This is a genomic window from Lysinibacillus phoenicis, assembly GCF_047238325.1.
In the GTDB taxonomy this organism is placed as follows: domain Bacteria; phylum Bacillota; class Bacilli; order Bacillales_A; family Planococcaceae; genus Lysinibacillus; species Lysinibacillus irui.
Genome location: NZ_JBDFMP010000002.1, coordinates 739,133 through 765,946, shown reverse-complemented (window position 1 = coordinate 765,946; position 26,814 = coordinate 739,133). Strand labels below are relative to the sequence as shown.

The 26,814-nt window shown below is 34.9% G+C and carries 28 protein-coding genes, 3 pseudogenes and 1 other annotated feature (1 of these 32 running past the window's edge); of the genes and pseudogenes, 27 read left to right on the top strand and 4 right to left on the bottom strand.

Features of this window, described 5'->3' with window-relative positions; translation table 11 throughout:
• Positions 1-322: 322 nt before the first annotated feature.
• On the bottom strand, positions 323-1,429 hold the full coding sequence (locus ABC382_RS05200) for a class II histone deacetylase (RefSeq protein ID WP_322610989.1): 1,107 nt from the start codon (positions 1,427-1,429) through the stop codon (positions 323-325).
• Positions 1,430-1,557: 128 nt separating this feature from the next.
• Between ABC382_RS05200 and ABC382_RS05195 the strand changes: the two genes are divergently transcribed.
• The 6 genes and pseudogenes from ABC382_RS05195 to ABC382_RS05170 form a co-directional block, all read left to right on the top strand.
• Positions 1,558-2,268, top strand: coding sequence for a LuxR C-terminal-related transcriptional regulator (locus ABC382_RS05195; RefSeq protein ID WP_322610988.1), 711 nt, complete (start codon positions 1,558-1,560; stop codon positions 2,266-2,268).
• Positions 2,269-2,517: 249 nt separating this feature from the next.
• Positions 2,518-3,465: an oxygen-dependent tRNA uridine(34) hydroxylase TrhO gene (gene trhO, locus ABC382_RS05190; protein WP_322610987.1), complete on the top strand. Its 948-nt coding sequence runs from the start codon at positions 2,518-2,520 to the stop codon at positions 3,463-3,465.
• A gap of 337 nt (positions 3,466-3,802) precedes the next feature.
• Positions 3,803-4,696, top strand: a complete 894-nt coding sequence (locus ABC382_RS05185; RefSeq protein ID WP_407133813.1) for an SDR family oxidoreductase — start codon at positions 3,803-3,805, stop codon at positions 4,694-4,696.
• Between the two features lie 235 nt (positions 4,697-4,931).
• On the top strand, positions 4,932-5,270 hold the full coding sequence (locus ABC382_RS05180; RefSeq protein ID WP_322610985.1) for a cupin domain-containing protein: 339 nt from the start codon (positions 4,932-4,934) through the stop codon (positions 5,268-5,270).
• 187 nt (positions 5,271-5,457) lie between these two features.
• The gene (locus ABC382_RS05175; protein ID WP_274796921.1) at positions 5,458-5,955 is read left to right on the top strand and encodes a P-loop nucleotide/nucleoside kinase family protein; all 498 of its coding nucleotides are present in this window, start codon (positions 5,458-5,460) and stop codon (positions 5,953-5,955) included.
• 5 nt (positions 5,956-5,960) lie between these two features.
• A pseudogene (locus tag ABC382_RS05170) lies at positions 5,961-6,065 on the top strand (GNAT family N-acetyltransferase); the annotation flags it as partial.
• An 86-nt stretch (positions 6,066-6,151) separates the two neighbouring features.
• Here ABC382_RS05170 and ABC382_RS05165 read toward each other — a convergent pair.
• Positions 6,152-6,547 (bottom strand): DUF3224 domain-containing protein, encoded by a 396-nt coding sequence (locus ABC382_RS05165; RefSeq protein WP_322610984.1) that lies wholly within the window; start codon positions 6,545-6,547, stop codon positions 6,152-6,154.
• Between the two features lie 371 nt (positions 6,548-6,918).
• On the opposite strand from ABC382_RS05165, the pseudogene ABC382_RS05160 reads away from it, so the two are divergent.
• Positions 6,919-7,484: pseudogene (locus tag ABC382_RS05160) on the top strand (GNAT family N-acetyltransferase).
• A gap of 155 nt (positions 7,485-7,639) precedes the next feature.
• Here the strand turns inward: ABC382_RS05160 and ABC382_RS05155 are convergent.
• Positions 7,640-8,110, bottom strand: a complete 471-nt coding sequence (locus ABC382_RS05155; protein WP_322610983.1) for a DUF2975 domain-containing protein — start codon at positions 8,108-8,110, stop codon at positions 7,640-7,642.
• Between the two features lie 326 nt (positions 8,111-8,436).
• Here ABC382_RS05155 and ABC382_RS05150 point away from each other — a divergent pair, with 326 nt between their 5' ends.
• From ABC382_RS05150 to ABC382_RS05055, 20 genes are all read left to right on the top strand, one after another.
• Positions 8,437-8,739 carry an ArsR/SmtB family transcription factor gene (locus ABC382_RS05150; protein ID WP_274796925.1) on the top strand — a complete coding sequence of 101 codons (303 nt, stop codon included), beginning with the start codon at positions 8,437-8,439 and terminating at the stop codon, positions 8,737-8,739.
• A 152-nt stretch (positions 8,740-8,891) separates the two neighbouring features.
• Complete coding sequence (locus tag ABC382_RS05145) at positions 8,892-10,067, top strand: MFS transporter (protein WP_412926639.1); 1,176 nt, start codon at positions 8,892-8,894, stop codon at positions 10,065-10,067.
• 253 nt (positions 10,068-10,320) lie between these two features.
• The gene (locus ABC382_RS05140) at positions 10,321-10,920 is read left to right on the top strand and encodes a nitroreductase family protein (RefSeq protein ID WP_322610981.1); all 600 of its coding nucleotides are present in this window, start codon (positions 10,321-10,323) and stop codon (positions 10,918-10,920) included.
• Between the two features lie 531 nt (positions 10,921-11,451).
• Positions 11,452-12,309, top strand: a complete 858-nt coding sequence (locus ABC382_RS05135; protein ID WP_322610980.1) for a RhaT/GlcU family sugar-proton symporter — start codon at positions 11,452-11,454, stop codon at positions 12,307-12,309.
• A gap of 15 nt (positions 12,310-12,324) precedes the next feature.
• Positions 12,325-13,110, top strand: coding sequence for a glucose 1-dehydrogenase (gene gdh / locus ABC382_RS05130; RefSeq protein ID WP_274796929.1), 786 nt, complete (start codon positions 12,325-12,327; stop codon positions 13,108-13,110).
• A gap of 165 nt (positions 13,111-13,275) precedes the next feature.
• Positions 13,276-13,905 carry a serine hydrolase domain-containing protein gene (locus ABC382_RS05125; protein ID WP_322610979.1) on the top strand — a complete coding sequence of 210 codons (630 nt, stop codon included), beginning with the start codon at positions 13,276-13,278 and terminating at the stop codon, positions 13,903-13,905.
• A gap of 450 nt (positions 13,906-14,355) precedes the next feature.
• A complete protein-coding gene (locus ABC382_RS05120) occupies positions 14,356-14,784 on the top strand; it encodes a hypothetical protein (protein WP_322610978.1) in 429 nt (142 codons plus the stop codon).
• Between the two features lie 192 nt (positions 14,785-14,976).
• Positions 14,977-15,432 (top strand): hypothetical protein, encoded by a 456-nt coding sequence (locus ABC382_RS05115; protein WP_322610977.1) that lies wholly within the window; start codon positions 14,977-14,979, stop codon positions 15,430-15,432.
• Positions 15,433-15,769: 337 nt separating this feature from the next.
• Entirely contained in the window at positions 15,770-15,991 is a 222-nt protein-coding gene (locus ABC382_RS05110; RefSeq protein ID WP_322604968.1) for a phosphoglycerate mutase, read from the top strand.
• A 153-nt stretch (positions 15,992-16,144) separates the two neighbouring features.
• Positions 16,145-16,375: a hypothetical protein gene (locus ABC382_RS05105; protein WP_322610976.1), complete on the top strand. Its 231-nt coding sequence runs from the start codon at positions 16,145-16,147 to the stop codon at positions 16,373-16,375.
• A gap of 189 nt (positions 16,376-16,564) precedes the next feature.
• A complete protein-coding gene (locus ABC382_RS05100) occupies positions 16,565-17,245 on the top strand; it encodes a TraR/DksA C4-type zinc finger protein (protein WP_274796935.1) in 681 nt (226 codons plus the stop codon).
• Between the two features lie 281 nt (positions 17,246-17,526).
• Positions 17,527-18,432, top strand: coding sequence for an NAD(P)/FAD-dependent oxidoreductase (locus ABC382_RS05095; RefSeq protein WP_412926638.1), 906 nt, complete (start codon positions 17,527-17,529; stop codon positions 18,430-18,432).
• 361 nt (positions 18,433-18,793) lie between these two features.
• Positions 18,794-18,997, top strand: a complete 204-nt coding sequence (locus tag ABC382_RS05090) for a helix-turn-helix transcriptional regulator (protein ID WP_312506099.1) — start codon at positions 18,794-18,796, stop codon at positions 18,995-18,997.
• Positions 18,997-19,491, top strand: coding sequence for a hypothetical protein (locus ABC382_RS05085; RefSeq protein ID WP_412926637.1), 495 nt, complete (start codon positions 18,997-18,999; stop codon positions 19,489-19,491). Before ABC382_RS05090 ends, ABC382_RS05085 begins: the two co-directional genes overlap by 1 nt.
• Positions 19,492-19,901: 410 nt before the next feature.
• The gene (locus ABC382_RS05080) at positions 19,902-20,306 is read left to right on the top strand and encodes a GNAT family N-acetyltransferase (protein WP_322611032.1); all 405 of its coding nucleotides are present in this window, start codon (positions 19,902-19,904) and stop codon (positions 20,304-20,306) included.
• Positions 20,307-20,664: 358 nt separating this feature from the next.
• A complete protein-coding gene (locus tag ABC382_RS05075; protein WP_322610973.1) occupies positions 20,665-21,786 on the top strand; it encodes an S-layer homology domain-containing protein in 1,122 nt (373 codons plus the stop codon).
• 257 nt (positions 21,787-22,043) lie between these two features.
• Positions 22,044-23,270, top strand: a complete 1,227-nt coding sequence (locus tag ABC382_RS05070) for a TolB family protein (RefSeq protein WP_412926636.1) — start codon at positions 22,044-22,046, stop codon at positions 23,268-23,270.
• A gap of 157 nt (positions 23,271-23,427) precedes the next feature.
• Positions 23,428-23,841 carry a hypothetical protein gene (locus ABC382_RS05065; protein ID WP_312506094.1) on the top strand — a complete coding sequence of 138 codons (414 nt, stop codon included), beginning with the start codon at positions 23,428-23,430 and terminating at the stop codon, positions 23,839-23,841.
• 318 nt (positions 23,842-24,159) lie between these two features.
• Positions 24,160-24,405, top strand: a complete 246-nt coding sequence (locus ABC382_RS05060; protein WP_407133837.1) for a cold-shock protein — start codon at positions 24,160-24,162, stop codon at positions 24,403-24,405.
• A gap of 307 nt (positions 24,406-24,712) precedes the next feature.
• Positions 24,713-25,282, top strand: a complete 570-nt coding sequence (locus tag ABC382_RS05055; protein WP_407133869.1) for a GNAT family N-acetyltransferase — start codon at positions 24,713-24,715, stop codon at positions 25,280-25,282.
• Between the two features lie 72 nt (positions 25,283-25,354).
• Here the strand turns inward: ABC382_RS05055 and aspS are convergent.
• A pseudogene (aspS, locus tag ABC382_RS05050) lies at positions 25,355-26,646 on the bottom strand (aspartate--tRNA(Asn) ligase).
• Between the two features lie 106 nt (positions 26,647-26,752).
• Positions 26,753-26,814, bottom strand: a binding site (T-box leader); it runs 151 nt beyond the window's last position.

Genomic DNA, 26,814 nt, shown 5'->3' with positions numbered 1-26,814 from the left:
AGAGGTTGTAACAATTAAAAAGCAGATTCGATTAACAGAATTGCGCCCGATTGAGAAAGTTCGTTATTCAACTAAAGCCTCCATCACGTTAAGTAATAAAAGACAGCCAAAGAGTGTATTTAACAAACTTAATGTCAGTAACATTCAATATTTATCCAGTAAGGAAATTATGAAAACACCTACGTTGAAGAGGAAAATAAAAAAGACCTAAGCCCAGTATAATACCAGACTCAGATCATGGAAGTTGCTTAAGCTATTTGTCTGATTTTTTAGCACAATTTATATGTTTAAAGCTGCAGTAATCTTATTTATGATTTTCAATTTAGTAATTTTCTTGTTTCATGTGTAATCTTTTTATTTCTTGAATTCGTTCTTTTTGATGATCAGTTAATTCAGAAGGAACGCCATTAACTGCATGGATAAAAGGATCTTCAACGTCTGTAGTGATACCACTCAGTTCCTCTACTATTGCATGAGAACAAAACGGTACATAAGCCGTGCTATAACCACCTTCATGCACAGCAACTAATTTTCCGTCACAATGTGATTCTGCTAGTTGTATCATAAATTTCGTCATTTCTCTATAACCTTCAGCCGTTACCATCATTCTACCTAATGGATCAAATATACTTGCATCTTGTCCTGCCGAGATAATGATTAGTTGAGGCTTAAAGTCATCAGCTATCGGCTTTACAATTTCTTCAAGAGCAAACATGTAACCAGCATTTCCTGTACCAGCGGGAAGGGGAATATTAACAGTAGTTCCTTTTGCAGTTTTTTCACCTATATGATGTATTTCACCTCGACCAGCTGGGAAAAGTCCTTCTTGATGAATTGATATAAAGAGTACATTGGAATCATCATAAAAGGCAGATTCTGTACCATTTCCATGATGAACATCCCAGTCAATAATCATTACTCTCTCAAGACCTAGTTCTTTACGTGCGTAATGTGTAGCAATTGCAACGTTATTAAATAGACAGAATCCCATTCCTAGATTTGCTTCTGCGTGATGCCCAGGAGGTCTTGTAAGAGCATAGGCATTATCACATTGACCATTTACAACTGCTTCTACTGCCGTAATAGCACCACCAGCAGATAATAGTGCTATCTCATAAGAACCATGCCCAACAAGTGCTAGTTCACCAGCGTCACCATGGCCAATACGACTTAATTCTTTTACTTTTTGAATATACTCGCTTGTATGGAAATATTGGAGTTGTTCCTCTGTAGCTGAATAAGGTTTTATTTTAAGAAGCTTTTCGTACAATCCACTTCGTTCCAGTAAATTCTTGAAGCGGCGCTTAGTTTCTGGGTTCTCTGCATGACCATCCGATTGGACATATCCCCCTGGTAATGCAAATAAAGCACCGTTCCCAGTATCATGCCAGAAGTAACTCTCATCACAAATAAATGCGGTTTTTTTCATATTAAAACTCCTCTCTAAATTTGATATGTTTATGATAAAGTAGAATTTAAGAGAAGAATATTACCCTAAAGTATAATTTTTTGTTGTTTTAAAATTTACGATAATATCTATATAAATGGGGGGATTTAATGTATAAAAAATTATCCGTTACTGACTACGAAAAAATAATTTATTTTGCTTCTCAAATAACTAAATCTATACCAAAGGTTAGAAGTACAGCGCTTCAGGAACTAGCTTCTATTTTTGGGTACAATCATACTTTATTTTGGCTTGCAGACAATCAAGGACAATTAAAAGATCCAATTTACTATAATATTTCTGATAGAACGTTAGCTGAATATTTGAAGGGGAATTATACGCTAGATTTTTTATATCCAGCTAATAATATGGAAATGTTTAAAGAAAAAAATATTTTGAGGCTATCCGATGTTATTGCACGTGACAAATACGAACAGTCGGATTACTATAAAGGCTTTATGAATAAATATGGGTTTTATGACGAAATGGTAGTTACTCTTTTGCATAATGAAGAAATTATTGGTGCAATAGGTATGATTACAGTAGAAAAACAAAATTATTTTACAAATCAGGATGTTCTTAGGTTTAAGTATTTATCTACCATTATATCATCAGCGTTATTGTACTGTAGTGAAGAAAAGAAAAGTTTACTTTCGAGGCGCGAAAAAGAAGTCGTGAATCTTGTAAAGAAAGGCTACACAAATGCCCAAATTAGTACAGAATTGTATATTTCAATTAATACAGTTAAAAAACATTTGCAAAATATATTTGATAAATATGGAGTTCTGAATAGAACAGAATTAATAATTAAATCCAAATAAAAAAGCTTAAAATTTTACAATGCATTTCTCTAATAAGAAATGTGTCTACAATCAAGGACCAGATTGTGAATAACCCCTTCTTTATAAAAAAGGTCTGCTGGCCATTCACGAATTTTTTAAAAACAATATTACCACCGATTTCAGTCTAATTACCGATAGCATATTAAATGATTATCCTGTATTGTTAATAGGTCGTTAAAGACACTATCAGGTATATCCTGCAAATATATGAAATGATAGGTGGAAACAATGAATTATCAAGTATTATTATATTACCATTACACGAAGATTGAAGATCCAGCAGTGTTTTCAGCAACACACTTAGCCATGTGTAAAGAAATCGGTTTAAAAGGTCGTATTTTAGTAGCCACTGAGGGCATTAATGGTACTGTTTCAGGTACGATTGAGCAAACAGAGCAATACATGGCAAACATGCAAGCTGACCCATTATTTGAAGGCATTGTCTTTAAAATTGATGCGGTAGATGGGCATGCATTCAAAAAAATGCACGTACGCCCACGTCCTGAGTTAGTAAACTTAGGCTTAGAAGAAGATGTAAACCCACATGAATTAACAGGTCGCTACCTGTCACCAGAACAATTCCTTGCCGAAATGCAAGATGAAAATACAGTAGTATTAGATGTGCGCAACACGTATGAATACGATGTCGGCCATTTTCGTGGCGCGATTCGACCAGATGTAAAAAACTTCCGTGATACACCGGAATGGGTCCGTGCAAACCGCGAGCTATTCGAAGGAAAAAATGTTTTAACTTATTGCACGGGTGGGATTCGTTGTGAGAAGTTTTCGGGCTGGATGAAACGGGAAGGCTTTGGTGATGTCGGTCAATTACATGGCGGTGTTGCCACATACGGAAAAGACCCTGTTACAAAAGGTCAATTATGGGACGGTCAAATGTACGTATTTGATGAACGTTTAACGGTGCCAATCAATCAAGTAGAGCACGTAATTATCGGTCGTGATCACTATGACGGTGAACCTTGTGAACGTTACATTAACTGTGCAAACCCTGAATGTAACAAACAAATCATCGCATCTGAAGAAAATGAAGCTAAACATTTAGGTGGCTGTACAATCGAATGTACAAAGCATGCACGCAACCGCTACATCGTGCGTCACAATTTAACAGAAGAGCAAGTAGCGCAAGCGATTGAGGCGTTACAAGCAAAAGCGTAAAAAGCCGTATATCAATCATAAAAAAACGGCATAAAATATCTATCATAACCTCAACCAACGATATTGAAGTACTGAAAACACTCTATGTAAGTGTTCAAACTATCCATTCCAATAATGGACTAGTCTGCTCGCTTACACAGGGTGTTTTTTCTTTTGTAAGGAAAAAGTAAATGACTAATTAATAGGTGATGATGCTAATAACTTAAAGCTGTTTAAAGTAAATCATCACAGGGTATTCAAAAAAATGTAACTGGATGTAGTTAGTGCAAGCTCGCAAAATGTTGAAGAAGCCTTGCGGAACTTTTTAATTATTAAACAAGATCGGAGATGATTGCTGATGGGAAACCCACATCTAACTGACCCACGTACGAAATTTTATACGGAGAAATTCCCGGATCAAGAACAGAATACGCCAGCGCTACAAAATGATATGAGCCCTAAACCTGATTGTGGAGAAGAATCATATAAAGGATACAATCGCCTAGAAGGGCGTAATGCCTTGATTACCGGAGGCGATTCTGGAATTGGCCGTGCCGCCGCCATTGCATATGCACGCGAGGGAGCAAATGTGGCCATTCAATTCTTCCCTGGCGAAGAGGAAGATGCCAATGAAGTCAAAGAATTAATTGAAAAAGCAGGCAGAAAAGCATTACTGCTACCGTATGACTTGCGAGAAGATGGCACAGCGACAGAAATTGTGACAAAAACAGTGGATGCTTTTGGCGGATTAGACATACTAGTATTGAATGCTGCGCAACAAATCGCACAGCCATCCCTAAGTGACTTAACAATCAAACAAGTGCATGACACGTTCAAAGTAAACATCATCAGCATGTTTGAGACTGTCAAAGCTGCCGAAAAACATCTGGAACCAGGAAGTGCGATTGTCATGACCACATCGGTTCAATCGTTCGATCCGTCCTCATCTTTAATGGATTATGCCGCGACAAAAGGTGCCATAAGCAACTTTATGGTATCCCTGTCCTCGTATTTTGCTTCTAAGGGTGTGCGTGTCAATGGTGTTGCACCAGGACCAATTTGGACGCCGTTACAGCTGGATAATGGAAAATTGGAAGGAGAAATTCCGAAGTTTGGCCAAAATACTCCTCTCGGCCGTGCGGGACAACCAGTAGAGCTTGCGCCGGTGTATGTTCTTTTGGCCTCCGATGAAGGAAGTTATATTACCGGTCAGATTTATGGAGTGACTGGTGGCAAGCCGATAGACTTGTAATCTTACGTAAATGTCAAATAGAAAAATCTGATGCTAAAATAACCACTTTCATCACATTTAAGACACTCATGTAGAAATGGGTGTCTTTTTGTATAGGGCCATTTTATTGATTAAAAATGGGTTGAGAGATTTTGAAGAAAAGTACAATAAAGTAACAGGGCACGCTCGTTAAATATAAAAAATTTGAAAGTTGGCTATATAATAGAAATTGATATTAAGATAAGGAGTGGTTGTAATGAAGATAAGTAAGCACAATGCTGATCATTATTTATGGGGTGATAACTGTGATGGGTGGCATCTAGTAAAAAATACAGAATTAAGCATCATCCACGAACGAATGCCAGCAAATACAAAGGAAGTTGTACATTATCATAATCAAGCACGTCAATTTTTCTTTATTTTGACAGGGATAGCAACTATTCAAATTCACGATGAAATTATTACATTAAATCCTCAAGAAGGGATAGCAATACCTCCTCTTATCAAACATCAAATGCGTAATGAATCTAATCAGGATGTTGAATTTTTAGTAATATCCCAACCAAATAGTAAAGGTGACAGAGTTAATTTGTAAAATGTTCATACATAATCTTGAATAAAGGTTTCAAATAATGTGTTTATATCCTACAACAATGAAAAGACCCCATTTAGATGGTGAATATGTAAAACTGAATATGCATACTAAAAAAAGACAGTTAGTATTACTAATAACCTATTAATTTGGCACAATACCAATAAAATAAGCTCGGAGGAATAAAAATATGAAACGATTGGGGACTCTCTACTTTTTCTGTGGAAAAATGGGAGCAGGAAAATCAACGAAATCAAAACAAATGGCTATAGAAAAACATGCGGTCCTGTTATCTGAGGATGAATGGCTAGCATCTCTTTATCCCGATCAGATTACATCATTTGAGGACTATCTTAAATTTTCAGCGCAGCTTAAGCCGATGATGAAAAAGCATGTCCAAAATATTTTAAGTGTTGGTACTGATGTAGTGATGGATTTTCCAGGTAACACTCAAAAACAGCGAAAGTGGTTTTTGGATATAGCGTCCGAGGTCAATGCAAACCATCAACTAATTTTCCTTAATTTAAATAACGAGCAATGCTTACATCAAATAGCACAAAGGCGTATCGAACAGCCCGAAAGAGCAGCTTTTGACACGGAAGCTACGTTTATTCACGTTACTAAATTTTTTGAAGCCCCTGAAGCCTCCGAGGGTTTAAATATTTTAGAGGTTAGTGGAAAAGAATAACAAAGGTTGGTTATCATCCAGAAAATCAGGAAGCACATCACTTATATGCCAGTTTAGGATTTATTGATAATGGTGATCGATTTGGAATGGAAATGGCTGTTATCAAATAAATAAACGAGATAAGGGAGAGCCTGTATTGTGTTCTCCCTTTTAAATTTATAAATACACTATTCAAGAAGCGGGAACTACTAATTTGTTAGAATGAAAAATCTAGAATCATTTTACTCGTATCACCTGTAAATTTATAATTATAAGATCCTTTCAGGCTCTCTAAGTCACCGGTAGCTTTGATGATTGTTGCTGGAGAATCTAGATTTCCTTTATCAAATATTCCTTGCTCTAGAGCAGTAAATGTGCCCTGTTTTCCTTTATAAGTTCCTTCAAAATGCAAAAATCCGGATATTTTAGAAGTGGCTAAATGTCCATCATCTATAGAAGAGTCTATATAAAATAATAAATATTCAACAAAAGCTTTTCCTGTTAATTCACCCTCAATATCATATTCGACATGGGCAATATTTATGGGGAATTCATTTCTAGTGTTGTCCACTGGCTTTTCATCCCATTTGCTTACAGTAAATGTTACCTCCATAGTAAATCTCCCTTCATTACTAAATGGTAATTCACTTCTAGTATAAATCCAAAAAGTACCATTATCAATAATAGAATAGGATTGCTTTTATTATTTTTTCATTACTAACTTTGGGTAATATTATACGGGCTAGATTGTCGAACAATAGTTGTTGACTAAACCAATTGATTTGAATACAATTCTTTAGAAATACAGCTGTGAAGAGTAGTTAAAGACTTGGAGCATCGATGGATCTAATGTTGTTATTCTTAGTGATGATGCAACGGGATTTCCCATTACAGAAATAGGATATTATCATTTTCATTACCATAATTAGAGAGAGTAATAAAATGACAGATTAATCTACAATAATTAGGAGAGGGGAAAATCGAATGAACCCTTTGTTATTAGATATTCCTTTACAATTAGAAACAGAAAGACTAATTCTTCGTGCACCACTTTTAACTGAGACGGAGAAATTGTGCACCAAGCAATTAGAGATTCCTTTTTTGAATTAAAAGAGTGGTTGTCACTTTTCCAACAAGTTCCGACCGTTGAAGAAACAGAAATCTTGTTAAAAAATGCTCATATTAATTTTTTAAAAAGAGATAGTTTTCGTTTCCTTATTTTTGATAAAGATGGAGGCAAGGACTTAATTGGAACTACGAGCCTTCATGCAATTGACTGGGACATTCCTAAAGGTGAGATTGGATACTGGATTAATACAAAATATAGTGGTAATGGATATATGACGGAAGCAGTAAAGGAGTTAGTAGACTTCGGATTAAATTATCTTAAATTTAAGAGAATTGGAATAAGATGTGAATCAACAAACGTTAAAAGTCGTTTTATACCGGAAAAACTTGGTTTTATATTAGAAGGTACTTTAAGGAATGAGGATCTAACCGCAGATGGCAGCAGGCTGACTGACATTTGTATTTATTCTAAAATAAATTAAAGGTAGCTAAAAAAAGAATTATCTAAATTGAAGTCTTAGAAAAAGGCGCTTTCCTGGAGCAAGGAAGTGCCTTTTTAAAATTAATTGAAAAGGGGCCCATTTTACATTTAAAGGTCATAATTCAGTAGTTAGTTATATACTTGCTAAATAAACCCCTACATTTTTTTTAGGCTATTTTTTATGGGCTTTTGAAGTACGTCTATAATGGCAGTGATGATAGCAGTTACTAACATCCCTATAAGACCAAGTGCTATCGGACCCGCTGCGTCATCACCCGTGAACATAGCCAAAACCCTTAGGTAAACTATTAAAAACAAAATGAATAAAATAGTAGTGAAAGCGCATTTTTTTATAACCTTCAAGCATTGAAGGGAAACCTCAGAAAAAGCATTGTTTATATTGATAAAACTCAATAGTTTATATGCTTGATACAACGCAACAGAGAACGTGATGCATACTCCATATGCACCTATTAATAATGGATATATCGAATAATCTCCTGGACGCTCATTTGCATCCCGTATAGCTGCTTGAGGTAACCAATATATACACACAGCAAGCACCGCAATTCCAATAAGAAAAGCAACGATCTTTAAGAAAAAAATTGAATTTAGTTTACCATTCATTTGAAGCACCTCATTGACTTAATGATAATATGATATAATACGATATTAGTCTATTTTTTATCGTTTATCAATATATTTATTTCGATTTATAATATATTATTGCTGTTTTTCAATTGGTTATTTAATAATCGTTTGGGAATCGTACTTCAGTTATTGTAAGTTTTTTCATGAAGTAACTGAACAAAAGAGCGCAATTCACACTTGACGTATCGATAATTCTCGATATAATGAAATGTGCAAGTTAGTTTTATTGAGGATGAATCCTATATGGCTTCGAAAAAGAGTGCGCACTTGACATTTCGATAATTCTCGATACAATGATTTGTATGAAACAAGTTGATATTTTTAAAGCATTATCCAATGAAGCAAGGTTGCAAATTTTAGAATGGCTCAAGGAACCGGATCTCCATTTTAAGCCCCATGAAGGGATTGATATGAACGAAACAGGGGTTTGCGTTAGTCAAATAACAGAAAAATTGAACATGACGCAATCGACAGCATCTCATTATCTTTCCATGCTCTTACAGGTTGGTCTTATAAAGGCTGACCGTATAGGAAAGTTTACTTATTATAAAAGAAATGAAGATGCCATCAATGGAATCGCTGAATTCTTGAAGCAAAAGAAATAACGAGTGAAACTGAATTCTTTGTGCGTTCTTTAAAGAGTTCAGTTTCATTTAGGCTAGCTAGAAAATTTTATATTTTTTTGAACTAACATATCGATAATTTGAGATATGTCTATATATCTATATATATAAATGATTTAAAGGAGTGACATCACTTGTCTAACACAATAAAGATCTATATTTTGGCTATCGTCAGTTTTTTAGTAGGAACTTCTGAATATATAATTTCAGGAATTTTAGATACGATAGCCGATTCACTTGGCATAACTTTAGCTGCTGCAGGTCAATTAATTACAATATTTTCGCTTGTATATGCAATATTTACACCTATTTCTATGGGAATAACGTCTAGTATGGATAGACGTAAGTTAATGATTTTTTCGCTAGGTTTGTTCGTAATAGGTAATATCTTAGCGTTCATCCTACCTGGTTACGGATTATTTGTGATGGCTCGTGTCATTATGGCACTTGGAGCAGGGATGGTCGTAGTTACTGCATTAACGATCGCTGCAAAAATTGCACCAGAAGGGAAGCAAGGCAGCTCAATTGCTACAGTAGTTATGGGCTTTACAGCTTCATTAATTATAGGGGTGCCCGTTGGCAGAATTATTTCTAGCGCATTTGGCTGGAAAGCGGTATTTGGCGGGATAGCACTACTAGGAATTATTGCAATCATTATAATAAGAGCGACGATTCCACTTATTGAGGGTGATAAATCTGTACCATTAGTTAAGCAGTTGGCACTTTTAAAGAAAAGAAAGGTGGCAATTGGATTAGCCATTACTTTTTTCTGGGTTGGTGGGTACTCAATTGCTTACACGTACCTTTCACCATACTTGTTACATGTATCAGGAATAGGGAAAAACTATCTAAGTGGCGTATTACTAATTTTCGGTATCGCAAGCTTGTTTGGTTCTAAATTTGGTGGATTTAGTACAGATCGTTGGGGAGTCCAAAAAACATTGATAGGTGGCATGCTGTTACATATTATCATGTTAGTATTATTATCTGTCGTAACAAACTCCTATATTAGTGTATTAATAGTATTAATACTATGGTCATTTGCAGCATGGACATCGGGACCAACACAACAATATAACTTGGCTACCATCGAGCCAGAATCATCTGGTATCTTATTAGGCTTAAATCAATCCGTAATGCAACTGGCAATGGCTGCTGGAGCAGGAATTGGAGGTGTTTTTGTGGAGAAAATATCACTATCTTCAGTTACTTGGATAGGTGCATTAGGAGTTACGATAGCTATTGGCACAACGATGGCGCTTTCTCGAGCCCAGTCAAGCAAGACCTCCGTAGAGTATAAAAAAGCCTAACAGTTTAGCAGAAAAATTGGTTTTTAAAATTTATCTGCTGAGTTAGGAATGCCCATTATAAAAATTAATAACATTTTTCGATGCCATGGAAAATCTAAATAAGCTATTTCCATGGTTTCTTCTTACATCCACTAGTTAAATACGCTAATTTTTGTTTGGGCAATATATTTTTATGAATATAAAACAAATTAGTTAGTCATAATATCTAGCGACAGATACCATGTTAAAAAATATTTTCTGGAGGAACAAAATTATGGCTAAAGATTTCTATACGACACTTAAAGAAAGACGATCTTACTACGGAATTGGTAAAGCGGTAAAAATATCGGATGAAAGAATTAAAGAAATTGTAGAATTTGCTGTGAAATATACGCCATCAGCATTCAATTCTCAATCTGCACGTTTGATTGTATTATCAGGTGAAGCACATAATAAATTATGGGACATCACAACTGAAACTTTAAGAAAAGTAGTTGGAGACCAAGACTTTTCAGCAACTCAACAAAAAATGGATTCCTTTAAGGCAGGGTATGGCACCGTATTATTCTTTGAAGATGAGGCTGTAATTAAATCGCTTCAAGAGCAATTTGCTCCCTATGCTGAGAACTTTCCAATTTGGTCAAATCAAGCATCAGGTATGCACCAATTAGTAGTGTGGGCAGGATTGGAAGCAGAAGGATTAGGAGCTTCTTTACAGCATTATAATCCACTAATTGATGATGAAGTAAAAAAAGAATGGTCTATACCTGAAAATTGGAAGCTTATTGCGCAAATGCCATTTGGTAATCCAACAGTCACACCTGGTGAAAAAGAATTCCGCCCACTTGAAGAACGAATTAAATTTTTTAAGTAATGAATATATATTTCTAACCAGTACCATTGCGGAACTGGTTTTTTTGTACGAAAGATACTTTAGTTTCTTAACATATAGTAGCATTCATTCAACGAACCAATAAATTTTTTATTGGTTTTCCAAATTTTGTTTTATTGACAAATCTGTGACGTGGGAATATGATTTTACTCGTAAATAATATCTCGAATTTGAGATATTGATTAATAACTATCTTGAATTCGAGATATGTTGAAAGGAGGTTTTTCTATATGAGTATCAATTGTTCAATATCAACAGGTTTGTAATGCAGATTGGTTGTTTTGGCAATGAACTCTTTGATTTGGTTCTCATTTAGTTTTAAGTCCGTTTTTATATCAATGGTATAAAAGTTTTTGTTACGTTTCATATTACTATTGTGCTTCTCTCCTTAAAATGAGAAGAACTACTAATCGTAATAAACATGCAAAGAGCTGTCATATTGCAAGCGAAACGTACAGTACTGGGCAAAATGGCCAATCAATAAAAAATATATTATAGATAGGGGAGCAAAAGATGGATATCTTCCTAGCGATTTTACCAGCTCTGTTTTGGGGAAGTATTGTGCTCTTTAATGTCAAGCTTGGTGGTGGTCCCTATAGTCAAGTACTTGGAACAACAATTGGTGCACTGCTTTTCTCCATAGGGGTTTATTTTGTAGTTAAACCAGAACTGACACCTGTAGTTTTGGGGGTCGGCATTGTTTCAGGTCTTTTTTGGGCATTAGGACAAGCAAATCAATTAAAAAGTATTGATTTAATGGGTGTATCTAAAACCATGCCGATTTCAACAGGTTTACAGTTAGTAGCCACAACTTTATTTGGCGTTATTGTGTTTCATGAATGGTCAACAACAATGTCGGTTATATTAGGTGTTCTGGCGCTTATTAGTATTATTGTTGGGATTGTTCTTACATCTCTTCCGAATCCAGAAGAGAAAAAAGAGGACAATGGTGGCAATTTGAAAAAAGGGATATTAATTCTCCTTATTTCAACATTCGGATATTTAGTCTATGTGGTTGTAGTTCGCTTGTTTGATGTCAATGGTTGGTCTGCTTTATTGCCACAAGCAATCGGGATGGTTATAGGTGGGATTTTATTAACCTTTAAGCATAAACCATTTAACAAATATGCAATCCGTAATATTATCCCCGGCTTAATTTGGGCTGCGGGGAATATGTTTTTATTTATTTCTCAGCCACGTGTCGGAGTAGCCACGAGCTTTTCACTTTCCCAAATGGGAATCGTGATTTCAACTTTAGGTGGAATATTTATCATTGGTGAGAAAAAAACAAAACGACAAATGATAGCTATAGTAATTGGGATTATTTTTATTGTCGCCGCTGGAATTATGTTAGGGATGGCGAAAGGATAAGAAGGAGGATTTTACATGTATTCAGATTTAGAAGGAAAAGTTATTGTTATTACAGGTGCTTCAACAGGATTAGGAAAAGCAATGGCATTACGCTTTGGCGAGGAGAAAGCAAAAGTTATCGTTAATTTCCGCTCAGATGAAAATGAGGCCAATGCTGTTGTTGAGGGAGTAAAAAAAGCAGGTGGGGATGCCATAGCTGTAAAAGGTGATGTGACAGTTGAAGAGGATGTCATCAACCTGGTACAGACTGCTGTGAATAAATTTGGAACCCTCGATGTGATGATTAATAATGCAGGTATTGAAAATCCAGTAGCTTCACATGAAATGCCGTTAAGTGACTGGAATAGAGTTATCAATACCAATTTAACGGGTGCGTTTTTAGGAAGTCGAGAAGCAATTAAATACTTCGTGGAGAACGATATTAAAGGGTCTGTTATCAATATGTCCAGTGTTCACGAAATGATCCCATGGCCTTTGTTTGTGCACTACGCAGCAAGTAAAGGTGGAATTAAGCTGATGACACAAACATTAGCCTTAGAATATGCTCCTAAAGGAATCCGTATCAACAACATCGGGCCTGGAGCGATTAATACACCTATAAATGCGGAAAAATTTGCAGACCCAGCAAAACGTGCAGATGTAGAAAGCATGGTACCGATGGGGTATATCGGAAAACCTGAAGAAATTGCAGCCGTAGCGGCATGGCTTGCTTCTTCCCAAGCTAGCTATGTAACAGGAATCACTTTATTTGCAGATGGTGGAATGACTTTATATCCTGATTTCCAAGCTGGTCGTGGGTAAGTAACAGCACCGACAATTAATCATGCATTTGTCTTTAGGCATTGGAGGCTGGCGTTTGCCACTTCCAATGCCTTTTAATTTAATTAATGTATTATTTGGAGGAAAATCCCAAGATAAATAGAATACATATGAGTAGGATGTTTGTGAAAGGGGTGGATTTGAAGTTTGAGTAAATTATCGTTAAATGAGTTAGAAAAGAAACTTAAAGGCATTAGAATTGAAGCTTTTGTCATTCATAAAGGGGATACTCGAATCTACGAGTACTTGAAGAATAAAAAGGTAGTCGAGAAGCCTTTAAAGGTAAATTCCATTACAAAGAGCATTGTTTCTATTTTAATTGGAATTATGGTAGATAAAGGGTTAATTAAAAATATTCTCGAATCCATTCAAAACTATTTTCCAGAGATATTAGAGTCTAATGATCCGCAAAAGAAAGAAATTACAATATTTCATTTGTTGACTATGACTTCGGGGTTACAAATAGGAAATTTCCAGGGGTCAAAAAACTGGGTTAAATACATACTAGAACAGCCAATTATACATAAACCAGGTTCAACCTTTCAGTATAATTCAGGAGACTCCCATTTACTAAGTGCAATCATACAAAAAATTTCTGGAATTTCCACTGCTTCATTTGCCGAAAAATATCTTTTTCATTCGCTGGGGATAAATAAATACACTTGGCTAAAGGATCCACAAGGAGTTAACGGGGGTGGTTTCAGTATTTCATTATATCTTGAGGATATGGTGAAGCTTGGAAGAGCTATTAAAAAGTTGGCAGGATGGGAGAGATAGTGGAGCAAGTCAAACTGCGATTCCTCCTTATGATGATTGAGTAAAAAACTAAGTGATATAGTGAGAAGCTTGAATAACCATAGTGGAGGTGAATGTTTTATAGATGATAGTATTTACGTTCATTAGTATTTATGTAATGCCAATTTTAGCTATTACATTTTGTCTAAACCTTGTTGCAATAATAAAGAAAATAAAAAAAGAACAACCAACTACTACTAACACAGTTTGGTTAACTATATCTTTTGTATTCATTGTCTGGAGCATTGCTGTTACAGCGGTAGGTGAATAATAGAGTTGCATTAACCAAAGCAATTAGCAGTTGAAAAGAAAATGCCGCAATCTTGATTGTTGACCAGTTAGTAGAAGATACATTGTAACTTTATTCCTCTAGTTTCGTTAAATTTGTTAAGAAGTGCATTCTAGTAAAATATCATAAGAGGAAGAATTAGAATGAAAACTATTTATCATTGTTTAATTATGTGGGTACCTTTTATCGTGCTGTTTGCCTTAGCTGGTGTGGGATTAGAAATTTTAGAAGGAAATAAAATCAGGACATCAGAATACATGACAGGACTTCGTGATTTTGGAATTGGTTATGTATTCCTAATGGGTTCCTATGCTTTCATTCTATATCCTCTTACATTTTGGCCATTAACATTTATTCTCAGTAAATTTATGAAAAATCAGATGTTTAAAATGGCTACCTTTACTTTATTTGGTGGGGGAATAGGGGCTTTTTCTTTAATAGTCATATATGGTTCTCGTTTTATTGTAGAATATCATTTAAATATTGTCAGCTCGATTATTTTATTTGGGATTGCAGGTTTATTCTATTCTATGGTAGAAATTTCTGTGAAGAAAAATATAAAATTTGTTTAACTAATGGGGACTTTTATTTTAATGATGATTTATCAGGCGCAGTTTCGAAGCAAAAATTGTGCCTTTTTTTATTTAGAGGAAGAGAAGAGATGTGTGAATGGATGTGATTACTTTCAATTAATAGGAAAGGAGATATGATATACTTAGGAATATATTTACATATAGTTTATTAAATAGCAAGGAGAAGTCGAGATGCTATCGGAAAAAGTAATCAACTATTGCAAAAGTAAAAACTGGTGGTTTGAAGACATTGAAGAGGAGTATAAAGAAGCTTTAGTAAAGTTAGACATCGATTTGGGTTCTGATTTTGCTACTTTTTATTTGCATGCTGAGGATGGGCCGACTTTCTTTAGTAGGCGACGTGAAATCTATCAGATTTGTTGGTTTATGATCAATACTTCTGATTATTTGTTAGGCATGAAGAGAACTCATGTCGTGTTAAACCTGCCTGAAGACTATATTCCATTGGATAATTTTGATGGGGAGTTTGGCTTTTTTTATAACAAGAATACTGACGAAGTGTTTGGCCTAGGTTTGGGCCAGCAGATGGAAGATTTTTTTGCGGGTAAATTGACTTCACAATGGAAAAGCTTTAACTCTTTCCTAGAGTGGTATTTTGAGCTGACAGATTTGTCTGTGACTCTATAGAAAAAGTCGTGAACATTTTTTTATCTATTGATTGATGCTGAGGAGAAGAATATAGTAAGAATGCCCTTTACTAATTGAGGGAATTTATAGGGCATCCCACCATATTAAGTCTTTTCAATCTTCAACAGCCGGGCGCTTTTCTAATAAGGAAAGCGTCTTTCTTCATGAAAAGGGCCATAGTATTCTTTAACGAATGGTCGAAACGACAGTTTGTGAAGCCTTTTTAATATCCTCTAAGGATTATTGTACTCTACCACTATTGCGTTTTTCACACACCCACTATTTGGTAGAAAAGTAAATACAACTGACATATAATTCATAGTAAGGAGTGGTGCAAATGTATGGATTAGACACAAGTAAAGAAGCAATAAATATTGATTTAGCATTGATTAAATCTTGTTTGAGGCTGATTAATCAAACTGTGATTTTAAACAAACAAAGAGGAGAAACCTTTTCCGCTTTAGAAAATGAAGAGTTACATAAGTTAATTTCCAAAATTGATAAAGAGTTGAACAAAATTAAGATGAATATACACTATGATATAAATATAGATTGCTGAACCAATATATTAAATTCAAATTCAAGAACACTTTAAATCAACATTTAGAAACAATTATTCCAAACTACGCTTTGGGAATTTTAAGTTTCAGCATTTAATGAAATAATTATTATTTTCACAGGGTACTTTATTTTGTATAAAGGGAGTGTAAAAGTGGACCTATTACTTTGGATAACAATTGGTTTCATTTTAATTGGATTTGTTGTTCTCATTTCTATGAAAAAAGGTATGGAAAATAAGGTTGCCTTGATAAAAGTAAATATGGAAGATGAGGAAAATCCATCAAAAGCTAAATCGGTAATTTGGTGGATATGGAGTACTACTGCTTGGGGAATAGTAAGTATTTTTCTTGTTGTTTGGTGTTTTCATAATTACTTTGGATAATTGTTGCTTTTCATAATTGGGTGTATTGCTCTAAGAAATATTTATTTCATATTAGAGATACAATGTGTAATTTGTAGTAGGTTTAGTACTATTTTTATTTTTTGTCTTTTCGTTTTTGTATTTAAACTTATTCTTTAGCAAATAATTAAAATCATATTCGTTCATAATAATGAAAAGGACGTGATGACGATGCTAAGTGAGAAAAAAATATCAAAGTTAAAAAATATGTTAATTGAACAAAAACACTCGCTCCAACGAAGAATGGATACAGATGATGAATATTTAGAACGAGGAAGTTTACGGGATTCTGTTGACGAATTGTCAACGATCGATAATCACCCAGCAGATCTAGGTACTGAATTATACGAACGTGAAAAAGATATGGCGTTAAAAGTTCATGACGATGATGAGTTAGCAAAAGTAAATGCCGCCTTACAAAAGATTGAGGACGGAACCTACGGCGTGTGTGAAGTTTGTCAACAAGATATCCCATATGATCGATTGGTAGCATTGCCTTATACCGCTTTTTGTATTGAACATACAGCAAAAGACGTTCCAACCGATCGACCGGTTGAAGAGCAAGTGATGCTTCCTCCAGTTGACAATTCTTTTTCTGGCCGAGATGACAAGGATGATATTCATGATTATGAAGATGTGTTTCAGGTTGTAGCAAAATACGGAACTTCCGAATCTCCGTCCGATTTTGAGGGGGACTTTGAAAATTATGATGAATTATATGAAGACCCTGAAGAAATTGCCGTTAATGATGAATGGGATTCCTACCATATCTCCGAAACAGATGAATTAACACGCCAAGTTTCCATTCAAGAAGTAGAACACGCTAGAAAATTTGATTATTTAGAGGATTAAATCAAAAAAAAGTCTAACAAAATGCGTTATTGAAGTAACAGTTACTTTAGCTTAATAAACGATATTCCACAATAGTGGCGCAATTCTAGAAGATGAATTGTGCCTTTTTCAATCATATTAGCGCATGATCTATGGATTATTTCAGTTGAGCTAAATACACCGTTTCTCATATTCAATAGTAGTGTGTGTAAAGAATGGAAATCCATGATGTATGAAATAATCTAGTCCTCTAATGCAAATAACACTTCTATAGAAAACCAAATCAATACGGAGGTAAAAAAATGAATGTCCTTGATTGTATCATTATAGGTGGAGGTGCTTCTGGGTTAAGTGCTAGCTTAACTTTAGGAAGGGCAAGGAGAAACATTGCATTATTGGACGATGGAACGAATAGGAATAGAGTGACACAAGCATCACATGGATTTATTACTCGTGATGGGATAGACCCACAAGCGTTTAAAGAAACAGCGTTGAAAGAGCTGGAGATTTACCCGTCCGTATCATATTTTACTGCAACTGTTACGGAAATCATTAAGGATACAGGTAATGAGCGATTTACTGTTAAAACAGCTACTAGTCAGGAATTTGTTTCAGAAAAAATAATACTCGCCACAGGTATTCAGGAAATATTTACTATACCCAGTATGAGAGAATTTTATGGCAAAAGCCTATTTAGTTGTCCGTATTGTGATGGCTGGGAGCAAAAAGATAAGCCATTAGTGGTTATTGCAGAAAAAGAAGAGCATGTACTGCATTTGACTAAGTTAATTTATAATTGGTCGCAGGATTTGGTTGTCTTAACGAACGGAGTTCAATTATCTGAAGAAGGCAAAACAGAGTTACAAAAACACCATATCAAAATTATATCGGAAAAGATAAAAGACTTATTAGGTAATGACGGTTATTTACAAAAAATAGAGTTTGAAACAGGAGCAACAATAAGTAGAACGGGTGGATTTGTTGCCCCATCTTATTATCGCCCAAATCAATTTGCTGAGAGGCTAGGCTGTGACATACAAGAAGATGGGAAAGTTATAACAGATGGTGTTGGTAGAACAACCCAAAAAAATGTATATATTGCAGGGGAGACCGAAAGATCAAAACCATCCTCTTTAATGATATCAGCTGCTAAAGGTAATAAAGCTGCGGTTTCAGTAAATACGGATTTAACGATGGAACGCTTTTAATTGTCAAAAACCTCACCTTCATTTATATAAAAGCTTAGCTAGTATAACCCATCAGCGCCAATGGGTTGCCACATCATTGCATTAGAATTCATAAGATCGAAAGAACGGATTTTGATTTTAGAATTCGTTTTTTTCATGTTGTTTAAAAAGGATTGAAGGGCATAGCATCGTATAATCCAGCGCATTTCTTTAGTAAGGAATGCGTTTTTTATTTCATTAATTCTTTACTCTACACGTTTTGCTTTTTGTTTTTTTAACTAAAAATTAAATTGTAAAGCTTGCTTGACATATATAAATATGTAAAGTAAACTTTACTTATCGATAAATGTACAGTTTGCTTTACATTTATAAAGGAGGCTATATGAAAAACAGAATTCGAGAATTACGAAAATTGAAGAAGATTACTCAGGAAGAATTGTCGAGACAAGTAGGCGTCTCTCGGCAATCAATCATTGCTATTGAATCAGGAAAATTCAATCCATCCTTAGAGCTTGCTTACAACATTTCTAAAGCTTTCAATAGCACAATTGAAGAAGTGTTTATATTTGAAGAGGGGAGAATGTAATGATGGAGCTTAATATCTGGGGTATGATTGGATTGTATGGGGGAGTGATAGGTGGACTCCTTGGATGGTGGTTCGGACGAAAGAAAGCTAGAAAAAATAGAGGTTTAGACGAGCTGTACTACCATATTTGGCAAAAGGCGAGATCCTATTCATGGTATGTGACGTTAGGAGCGCTGTATGTTTTCTTTACGTTAATCATTTTTGGAATTAAATTAAGCACTGCTATGGTTTTAGGTATCCTTTTATTAACACACATAGCGAGTTGGGGAATCATTGGAATTATTTTGACCATCAACATGTCCAGTACAGCCCCGTTGAAGCCCTCCCGCGTGAAAATTGGTATAATCGTCTTTGTTACATCAATTATCGTTTTTACAATAATTTCGATCCTGACGACAAACTGGCTGTTCTTAATATTTAGTATCCCACCTAATTTAATTGCACTTTTTATCGCATTTACACCAAAGCAAGAAGATTCCGAGGTAACCTACTAGATTTCCTTTAACGTTTTTCCCCTTTAGATTTTGTAATCTATAGGGGTGTTTTTTCTAAATGAAAAGAACATTATTATTTGGCAATATCGATAGAACTGTTTCCATTCGAGGGCAATTGATTGATTTAGGTCATAAGGAAAATTTATGAATTTTTATAATTAACCCCTATTATTATTTATAGACTGTATGTGATATGTTATAGAAAAAGGGGGATTGGTACTGCTATTTGATGATCAAGCTGTTGATAATATTTTCTACAAAAATGCACTTAAATAGTGTTTCAAGTAATTAATTGCACAATTTGAACTTTCACGAAAGTGGATAATTAAAGACTGATTATTTAAGGAGGGATTTAATTGGAAACAGAATATAGAATAGCTACAGAGCAAGATTTAGAAAGTATTGTTGCAATGCTTGCAGATGATGTTTTGGGACGTACCAGAGAGCGATATGAGCATCCACTTCCCAATAGTTATAAAAAAGCATTTGAGGCTATTACATCCGACCCTAATAACGAGTTAATAGTGGCATGTCACGGTAATGAAGTGATTGGCGTACAACAAATTACGTTTACTCCTTATCTAACACATACAGGTGGATGGCGAGCTACTATTGAGGGAGTTAGAATTTCTTCTACTGTAAGAGGAATGGGTGTAGGTACTGGACTTATAAAATGGGCAATTCAGCGTGCGAAAGAACGTGGATGTCATATTGTTCAACTTACGACTGATAAACAAAGGCCAGATGCGTTAAAGTTTTATGAGCGAATAGGTTTTAAAGCAACGCACGAAGGTTTAAAACTAAAGCTTGAATAATTTTTTTATTACTAGCGGATGTTTTAATTGAATAACAGACTTTCACCAGGGCGCTTTTCAGAATAAGAATAGCGTCTTTCTAGAATTCAGCAATTCTTGCTTTTCTTCCTAATCAAACTCCTTTGCCCCCTGGAAAATCCCTTTCCCTGAAATACTTTCTTTTCGGTAGTAATGATCCTTTTAAAGGTAACCAAAAACAATAGCTAAAAACCTCTACCAGATTACGGTAATTGTATATGAATCGTCTTACTCGAAAACATATTATATTTCCATATTTTACAGTCTATTAAAATTTGTAGCAGTCATGTAAACTACGACTATTGGAAAAAATTTAATAGAAGAAAGTAGAGGCAAACCAATGAAAGCACTATATGTTTTATTATCTTCCCTTGTACTATTTGGGTTTATTACCGTTTCTCCAGCAGAAGCAGCAGAAAAATCCATTGATTTGTATTATATGGATGATGTCGATTATGATCATTGGGCATACAATGAATTGGAGCGTTTCTTATATGCGGATATTATTGACGGATATGTGGAAACAGAATCGTTTGAGGAAGATGGAGAGAAATATGAATATACATACGTCTCAGTAAAACCAAAAAATTCGATTACTCGTGCTGAATTTACGAAAATTTTAGTGAATTCGATGAATCTACGTGCAGGTGAAACAGTAAAAACGTTCCCTGATGTAAAACCGGCAAATTGGTATTACGAGTATGTTAAGGTTGCCAGTAGCCAAGGCATTATCAATGGTAAACCAGACGGTGCTTTCCGACCGAATGATAAGATTACACGTAATGAAATGGCAGTCATGATTTACCGTGCATTCAAGACAAAGCTTGATTTTACAGCAACAGGAAAAGCATTCCCTGATGTACCACAGGGGAATTTTGCCTATGAAGCGGTTATGAAAACGGCAGCTTTAGGAATTATCAAAGGGTACGGAGATATCTTCAAACCTTACAATGACGCAACTCGTGCTGAAGCGATCGTGATGATTGACCGTGCCTTGCATCTAGTGCCAGGAACAGATGAAGATCAACTTGCAATCATTCAAACAGTGGATCGTAACATTAAAGATGAGATGAAATTCACTAAACAACAAGATGTAGAAGCATTAAAAGCCCTTTATCGTGATACGACAATTGGTTACCAACTGGCTTATTCACTGGATAGTTTGGATATGACAGGTATGATTGAAGAATCAGATATTAAACTCACAATGGAACAGATTGGTGAAAATGAGATCAATGCTGTTTCTGTAAGTAATCATTTTGCTCAAGTCCGCATTGATAACTTAGTATATAAAGTATCTTTGACAGCTCCAGATATGTCTTTTAACACGACAATTGACTTATCAGGAACTGCTTATCTTAAGAAAAATGATGATGGTAAATGGAAAATTTATAATGTTGTTCTTGATGAAGATGACGATGACCAAGATTGGAAAGACACATTAGAAACTGAGATCAACTAAGTACAAAAAAAGCGGATTCATCTCAAATCCGCTTTTTTTTCTTATTGTCTAACATTTCAACATCGTTTGCCTCTTGTTAAGAAAGGGTAAAGTCATCAATTTGATATTCCAATCATTTATGATATTCAATGAAAGGGCACGATTCTATAGATAGAATCGTGCTTTTTCTTTAGTATAAGTGCAGATTATGGGAATTGGATAATTGTTAGCTATTTGGGCAAAGTAATTGTTAAATCATTATTGTAGGAGAGATGGATGTGGGAATTCGAATTTTAATACTACTCACTCTACTCTGTTTTCATGTTTCATCGATAGCAAATGCTGAAACCCCACTAACAGCTGTATTTATCCGTGATCATCAGCTATGGCTCAAAGAGGGGAGTCAAGAAATACAACTTACGAAGGACCGCTATATATATTCGCCGAAATGGTCATATGACGGTCGTTTCATTGGATATATTGATGGTGATGAAAAGGGAGAAAAATCGGATTTATTCATTTATGATAGGAAGGAAAATGACAGCTACCAACCTTACGTAAGGGTCGTAACCTCTGACTTTAAATGGTCACCAAACAAAAATCAGCTGGCCTACACCGAGCAAGGTATATTAAATGTGACAAATATACAGAATGGCCGCCCACAAGGATTTGAAAATGTCTCTTTAGGTGTTAGTGCTTTTGAATGGTTTCCAAACGGCAAAGAATTTATTGTTTCATCACAATCCAACCTACTTCCTACAGGATGGAGCCCAATCCCACTGTATAGAATTCCGGTAGATGCAAATCTTGCGAAGGATAAGATAAAGCCTTTTTTTACAATTCAAACGAAAGTACCTGACTTATTTGGGATTGATGCCGATTATTTTAAGTGGAGTTCTGACGGCAAGTGGGTTAGCTTTTTAGTTGTACCTACAGCTTCTTGGTCAATGGACAGTAATACATTAAGTGTTTTATCATCACAAGGAAAATATTTCCAATCTGTGGGGAAAATGTTAGGGTTTAAAGATTGGTTTAAGTGGGCTCCATTCGCCAATGAATTAGCTTATATATCAGGAGAAGGAAGATTTTTCGTTGAAAACAAGCACATGACGATTGCCGAAATACCTACAATTAAACAACAAAAAGAATATACACCTGAAGGCTTTGTAGACCTTGATCTGGAATGGTACTCTAAAGATTTAGTCATTGTGGCTCGTGCGAAAGAAAACAAGGAGTGGAAAGTCGGTCCTGTACCAACTATGTTCACAGCTCTTTACGCTATCAACATAAGAACGGGAGAGCAAAAACAAATTACATCTCCAGGGGAGAATGAACTTGACGAAGATCCTCAAGTTGTTGGACCCTATCTTACTTGGTTTCGAAAGAAGGCAGAGCAAATGAAAGGTGATGTATGGGTAAAAAATACTTTAACAGGTCAAGAGTATATTTGGCTCAAAAATGTAGATTATGCCCCAACATTTTTCACACCAAAGCAAAGCCCTTAAAAAATCTAACAACAAGCTGGCGCGATTCTTGAAAAAGAATGGTGCCTATTTCTATAGAGAGTGGTTATGTCCAATGCAATAGCCACCATCAATCTATTCAAAACGTATGAATAGCAATCCAACGGGAACAATAGTTGTAAAATGGAGGGTTCGAAAGATGAGAAGACTTTTTGTATTAGTATTTATAGCTTTTATTACCTTGAATCTAACAGGTAATGTTGAAGGAGTTTTTGCAAATAGAGACAACGAAGAATTTAAAGATATTTATGAGAGAAAAGTTCCCCAAACATTTCATTTTACGTACGACTATGAGAATCTATACAAGTTCCTTGATATGAGTGAAAAAGAATACAGGTCTGAATGGGATAGCGGAAAAACGATAGCTGAAATGGCAGAAAAACATGAGATCTATCCTCAACAATTGATATCATACCTAGCAGAAAAACAATTTGAAGCATTAGATAAAGCACTAAAGAATGGAGAGATTGACCGTTACTTTTATTATGATTATGCGATATCTTATATGAGAAGCGATATTATTGAATTTATCAATCGAAATCCAAAAAAATAATATATTGATCCAAATGTTGATGGAGAAAAAGCTTCCCAAAGCAAGGTTTAGGGTGTTGTTACCTAACTTTGATTTGGGAATGCTTTTGCTGCATAAAGCACCTGCTAAAAAAGAGCTGCCAAAGCAACTCCATAACTTAAATTAAATGCCCTTCGCAAGATCAGGTACTATGCCAAAGCTCAATTTCTTATTTATTATCGTTACTCAGGCGCATTTCTACAATTCGATTGTACCAATTATTATATAAAAAGAGTTGTAAATGTTTATGTTAAAATCTAGGTGATTTAAGTAGTTGTATGAACAGGAGGACAAAAAGATATGAAAAGAGAGGGAATAGTTAAATGGTTTAAAGAAGAAAAGGGGTATGGTCGTATTATGCTTGACGGAGAGAATAAAAATGATGTTTTCGTTCATTTCTGTTCAATCTTACCTGATAACGAAAGGTTTTCAGATGGATTCAGGTTTCTTAAAGAAGGACAAAAAGTATCATTCGATTTAATAGAAAAGGCTAATTTTACTGAACAGAAACAAGTTGCGGAGAATGTAATAATTAATTCTGATTAAAGTATGATTAATCATCAAGGGCATTTCTTTAATAATATGAAATGTAGTTTCTATTTGCTAAAATCCATATTATGTATATTTAAATATCTGGATATTTATGTTAGAGTTTAAGCGAGAGAAGCAATGGGGTTAAATTTATCGGGGCAGGTAATAGGATAACTTAGAAGGTTTGAATAATCTTTATTTTGATCAGTTAATTATTATTGTTTATTCCTATTTTAATAAAGTGTTTCTTAAATTTGAATATGCTTTTTCACTTTACTTACAGTTAGTTATAAAAGATAAAAAATTACGTTGGGGTGTTCTTTTGATAAAATTCAATTACTACATAGAAACAGATCGATTAGTTATTAGACCGCTTGAAAGAGAAGATTACACTCCTTGGATAACAGAGTTTGAAAATAGATTTCCTTCACAACACAAATATGATGAAGGTAAGATTGATATGAGTGTTTGTACGAAAGATTGGTTTGGGGATTTAGTGGATAATCATCAAAGAATGGCTTTAGATGATAAAGTGTATGTATTTGGGATATTCCGAAAAGAGGATAATACACATATTGGTTCAATCGATTTTTCGACAATAATGAGGGAGGATTTTCAATGGGCAAGATTTGGTTACAGCATTCATAATCAATTTTGGAGACAAGGATATGCAAAGGAAGCAGTAAAAGCAGCTATTATTCTTGCATTTGAAAAGCTAAATTTTCATCGTATAGAAGCACACATCAATCTGGATAATACCCCTTCTGTAAGATTGGCGGAAAGTGTTGGAATGCAATTTGAATGTATAAGAAAAGGGTTTATTTATGAATTTGACGAATGGACTGACCATCTAATTTACTATATTAATTCAAACAGTTCTTTTGGAATTTAGGAAGTCGTGTAAATCCAAAAACAAGAAAACCCACTTATTTGAAGTGGGCTTAATAATTACCGAAATGATCATTCAAGGAGTTAATCTATTGATGTCTCGCGGGAAAGCACTTGCCTCCCGAACGTTCGTTAAGCCAAGGAGTTTTGCTGTTAAACGTTCCAGACCAATAGCAAAACCTCCATGCGGTGGCACACCATATTTGAATGTGTTTAAATAATTTTGGAAGTTTTCCTCGTTAAGTCCTTGTTCTCTGAATGATGCTACAAGCATTTCATATTCGTGAATTCGTTCGCCACCAGATGTGATTTCAAGACCTTTAAATAAGAGGTCAAAAGATTTAGTTAATCCATTTTCTGCAGGCATTGTATACATTGGTCTATTTTCTTTCGGGTACTCTGTAATAAAGACAAATTCACTCCCCGTCGTTTCTTTTATATAGTTTGCAATCAGTTTTTCTCCTTCAGTATTGAGGTCACCTTCTGGCATTTCTTTTTTATAACACTTCTTTAAAAGTTCTCTAGCTTCATATAATGTTAGTTTTGGAATATCAGTTATAGTGGGGACCTCAATTTTCAAAAGCTTTAACTCGTTTTCATTTTTTTCTTTTACTTTTTCAAACATAAATTTTATAACTTCAGTTTCTAGCACCATTAATTCTTCATAATCTTCTATAAAAGCCATTTCAAATCCAGAGAAATATATTCATTTAAATGTCTTGAAGAGTTGTGCTCTTCCGCACGGAAAACAGGACCAATTTCAAATACACGCTCAAGACCTGAAGCCACCATCATTTGTTTATAAAATTGAGGGGATTGTGCAAGGAATGCTTCTTTCCCAAAATAATTTAATTTAAAAACATTGGCGCCACCCTCCGCACCTTGAGAAACAATTTTTGGTGTAAAAATTCTGATAAAACCCATATTTGTTAAATATTCACGAAATGCCTCTTCAAGAGTTGATTTTATTTTAAAAATTGAAGCTATTTTTTCATGACGGAGTGATAATACCCGATGATTTAAAAGGTTCTCAAGTCCTGTGTTTACTTCTTTTTTATTTACTTCAAAAGGAAGTAAACTATTTTTGTTAATCACTTTTACTGACTTTAGAAGCAGTTCAATGCCAAGTCCTGTTTTATTTGTTGAAACGACTTCTCCGATAGCTTCGATAACACTTTCTGTTTCGATAATGACGCCAGCAAGTTCTCCTTCTAAAACACATTGCAGTTCACCAGTTCGCTCTCTTATCACTAAAAAACTGATATTTCCAAGGTGCCTTACTTTTTTTACCCAGCCTTGGACTTTTACCGTTTCTCCCACTTTTTTTATACACTCGTTGGCAAGTGTACGTTTTAGATTTGTATGCATGATGGTTACCTCCCAAATTTTTAATCCTTTTATTTTTTTATCATCATCGTCATCATCCACGGACACTCACCTCCTTAAAATAAAAAAGCTCCCGCCCCTGACATTTGTCAGGGACGAGAGCCTATCTCGCGGTACCACCCTAATTGCTGCATATGTAGCCAACTCATT

Bases quoted from the DNA above. Each gene is read 5' to 3' on its own strand.
- ABC382_RS05065 (WP_312506094.1), top strand. From the start codon at position 23,428: ATGAGAAGACTTTTTGTATTAGTATTTATAGCTTTTATTACCTTGAAT.
- ABC382_RS05100 (WP_274796935.1), top strand. From the start codon at position 16,565: ATGCTAAGTGAGAAAAAAATATCAAAGTTAAAAAATATGTTAATTGAA.
- ABC382_RS05075 (WP_322610973.1), top strand. From the start codon at position 20,665: ATGAAAGCACTATATGTTTTATTATCTTCCCTTGTACTATTTGGGTTT.
- ABC382_RS05110 (WP_322604968.1), top strand. From the start codon at position 15,770: ATGTATGGATTAGACACAAGTAAAGAAGCAATAAATATTGATTTAGCA.
- ABC382_RS05120 (WP_322610978.1), top strand. From the start codon at position 14,356: ATGAAAACTATTTATCATTGTTTAATTATGTGGGTACCTTTTATCGTG.
- ABC382_RS05200 (WP_322610989.1), bottom strand. From the start codon at position 1,429: ATGAAAAAAACCGCATTTATTTGTGATGAGAGTTACTTCTGGCATGAT.
- ABC382_RS05195 (WP_322610988.1), top strand. From the start codon at position 1,558: ATGTATAAAAAATTATCCGTTACTGACTACGAAAAAATAATTTATTTT.
- ABC382_RS05085 (WP_412926637.1), top strand. From the start codon at position 18,997: ATGATGGAGCTTAATATCTGGGGTATGATTGGATTGTATGGGGGAGTG.
- ABC382_RS05135 (WP_322610980.1), top strand. From the start codon at position 11,452: ATGGATATCTTCCTAGCGATTTTACCAGCTCTGTTTTGGGGAAGTATT.
- ABC382_RS05060 (WP_407133837.1), top strand. From the start codon at position 24,160: ATGAAAAGAGAGGGAATAGTTAAATGGTTTAAAGAAGAAAAGGGGTAT.
- ABC382_RS05115 (WP_322610977.1), top strand. From the start codon at position 14,977: ATGCTATCGGAAAAAGTAATCAACTATTGCAAAAGTAAAAACTGGTGG.
- gdh (WP_274796929.1), top strand. From the start codon at position 12,325: ATGTATTCAGATTTAGAAGGAAAAGTTATTGTTATTACAGGTGCTTCA.
- ABC382_RS05165 (WP_322610984.1), bottom strand. From the start codon at position 6,547: ATGGAGGTAACATTTACTGTAAGCAAATGGGATGAAAAGCCAGTGGAC.
- trhO (WP_322610987.1), top strand. From the start codon at position 2,518: ATGAATTATCAAGTATTATTATATTACCATTACACGAAGATTGAAGAT.
- ABC382_RS05175 (WP_274796921.1), top strand. From the start codon at position 5,458: ATGAAACGATTGGGGACTCTCTACTTTTTCTGTGGAAAAATGGGAGCA.
- ABC382_RS05080 (WP_322611032.1), top strand. From the start codon at position 19,902: ATGCTTGCAGATGATGTTTTGGGACGTACCAGAGAGCGATATGAGCAT.
- ABC382_RS05180 (WP_322610985.1), top strand. From the start codon at position 4,932: ATGAAGATAAGTAAGCACAATGCTGATCATTATTTATGGGGTGATAAC.
- ABC382_RS05155 (WP_322610983.1), bottom strand. From the start codon at position 8,110: ATGAATGGTAAACTAAATTCAATTTTTTTCTTAAAGATCGTTGCTTTT.
- ABC382_RS05185 (WP_407133813.1), top strand. From the start codon at position 3,803: ATGGGAAACCCACATCTAACTGACCCACGTACGAAATTTTATACGGAG.
- ABC382_RS05095 (WP_412926638.1), top strand. From the start codon at position 17,527: ATGAATGTCCTTGATTGTATCATTATAGGTGGAGGTGCTTCTGGGTTA.
- ABC382_RS05150 (WP_274796925.1), top strand. From the start codon at position 8,437: ATGAAACAAGTTGATATTTTTAAAGCATTATCCAATGAAGCAAGGTTG.
- ABC382_RS05140 (WP_322610981.1), top strand. From the start codon at position 10,321: ATGGCTAAAGATTTCTATACGACACTTAAAGAAAGACGATCTTACTAC.
- ABC382_RS05090 (WP_312506099.1), top strand. From the start codon at position 18,794: ATGAAAAACAGAATTCGAGAATTACGAAAATTGAAGAAGATTACTCAG.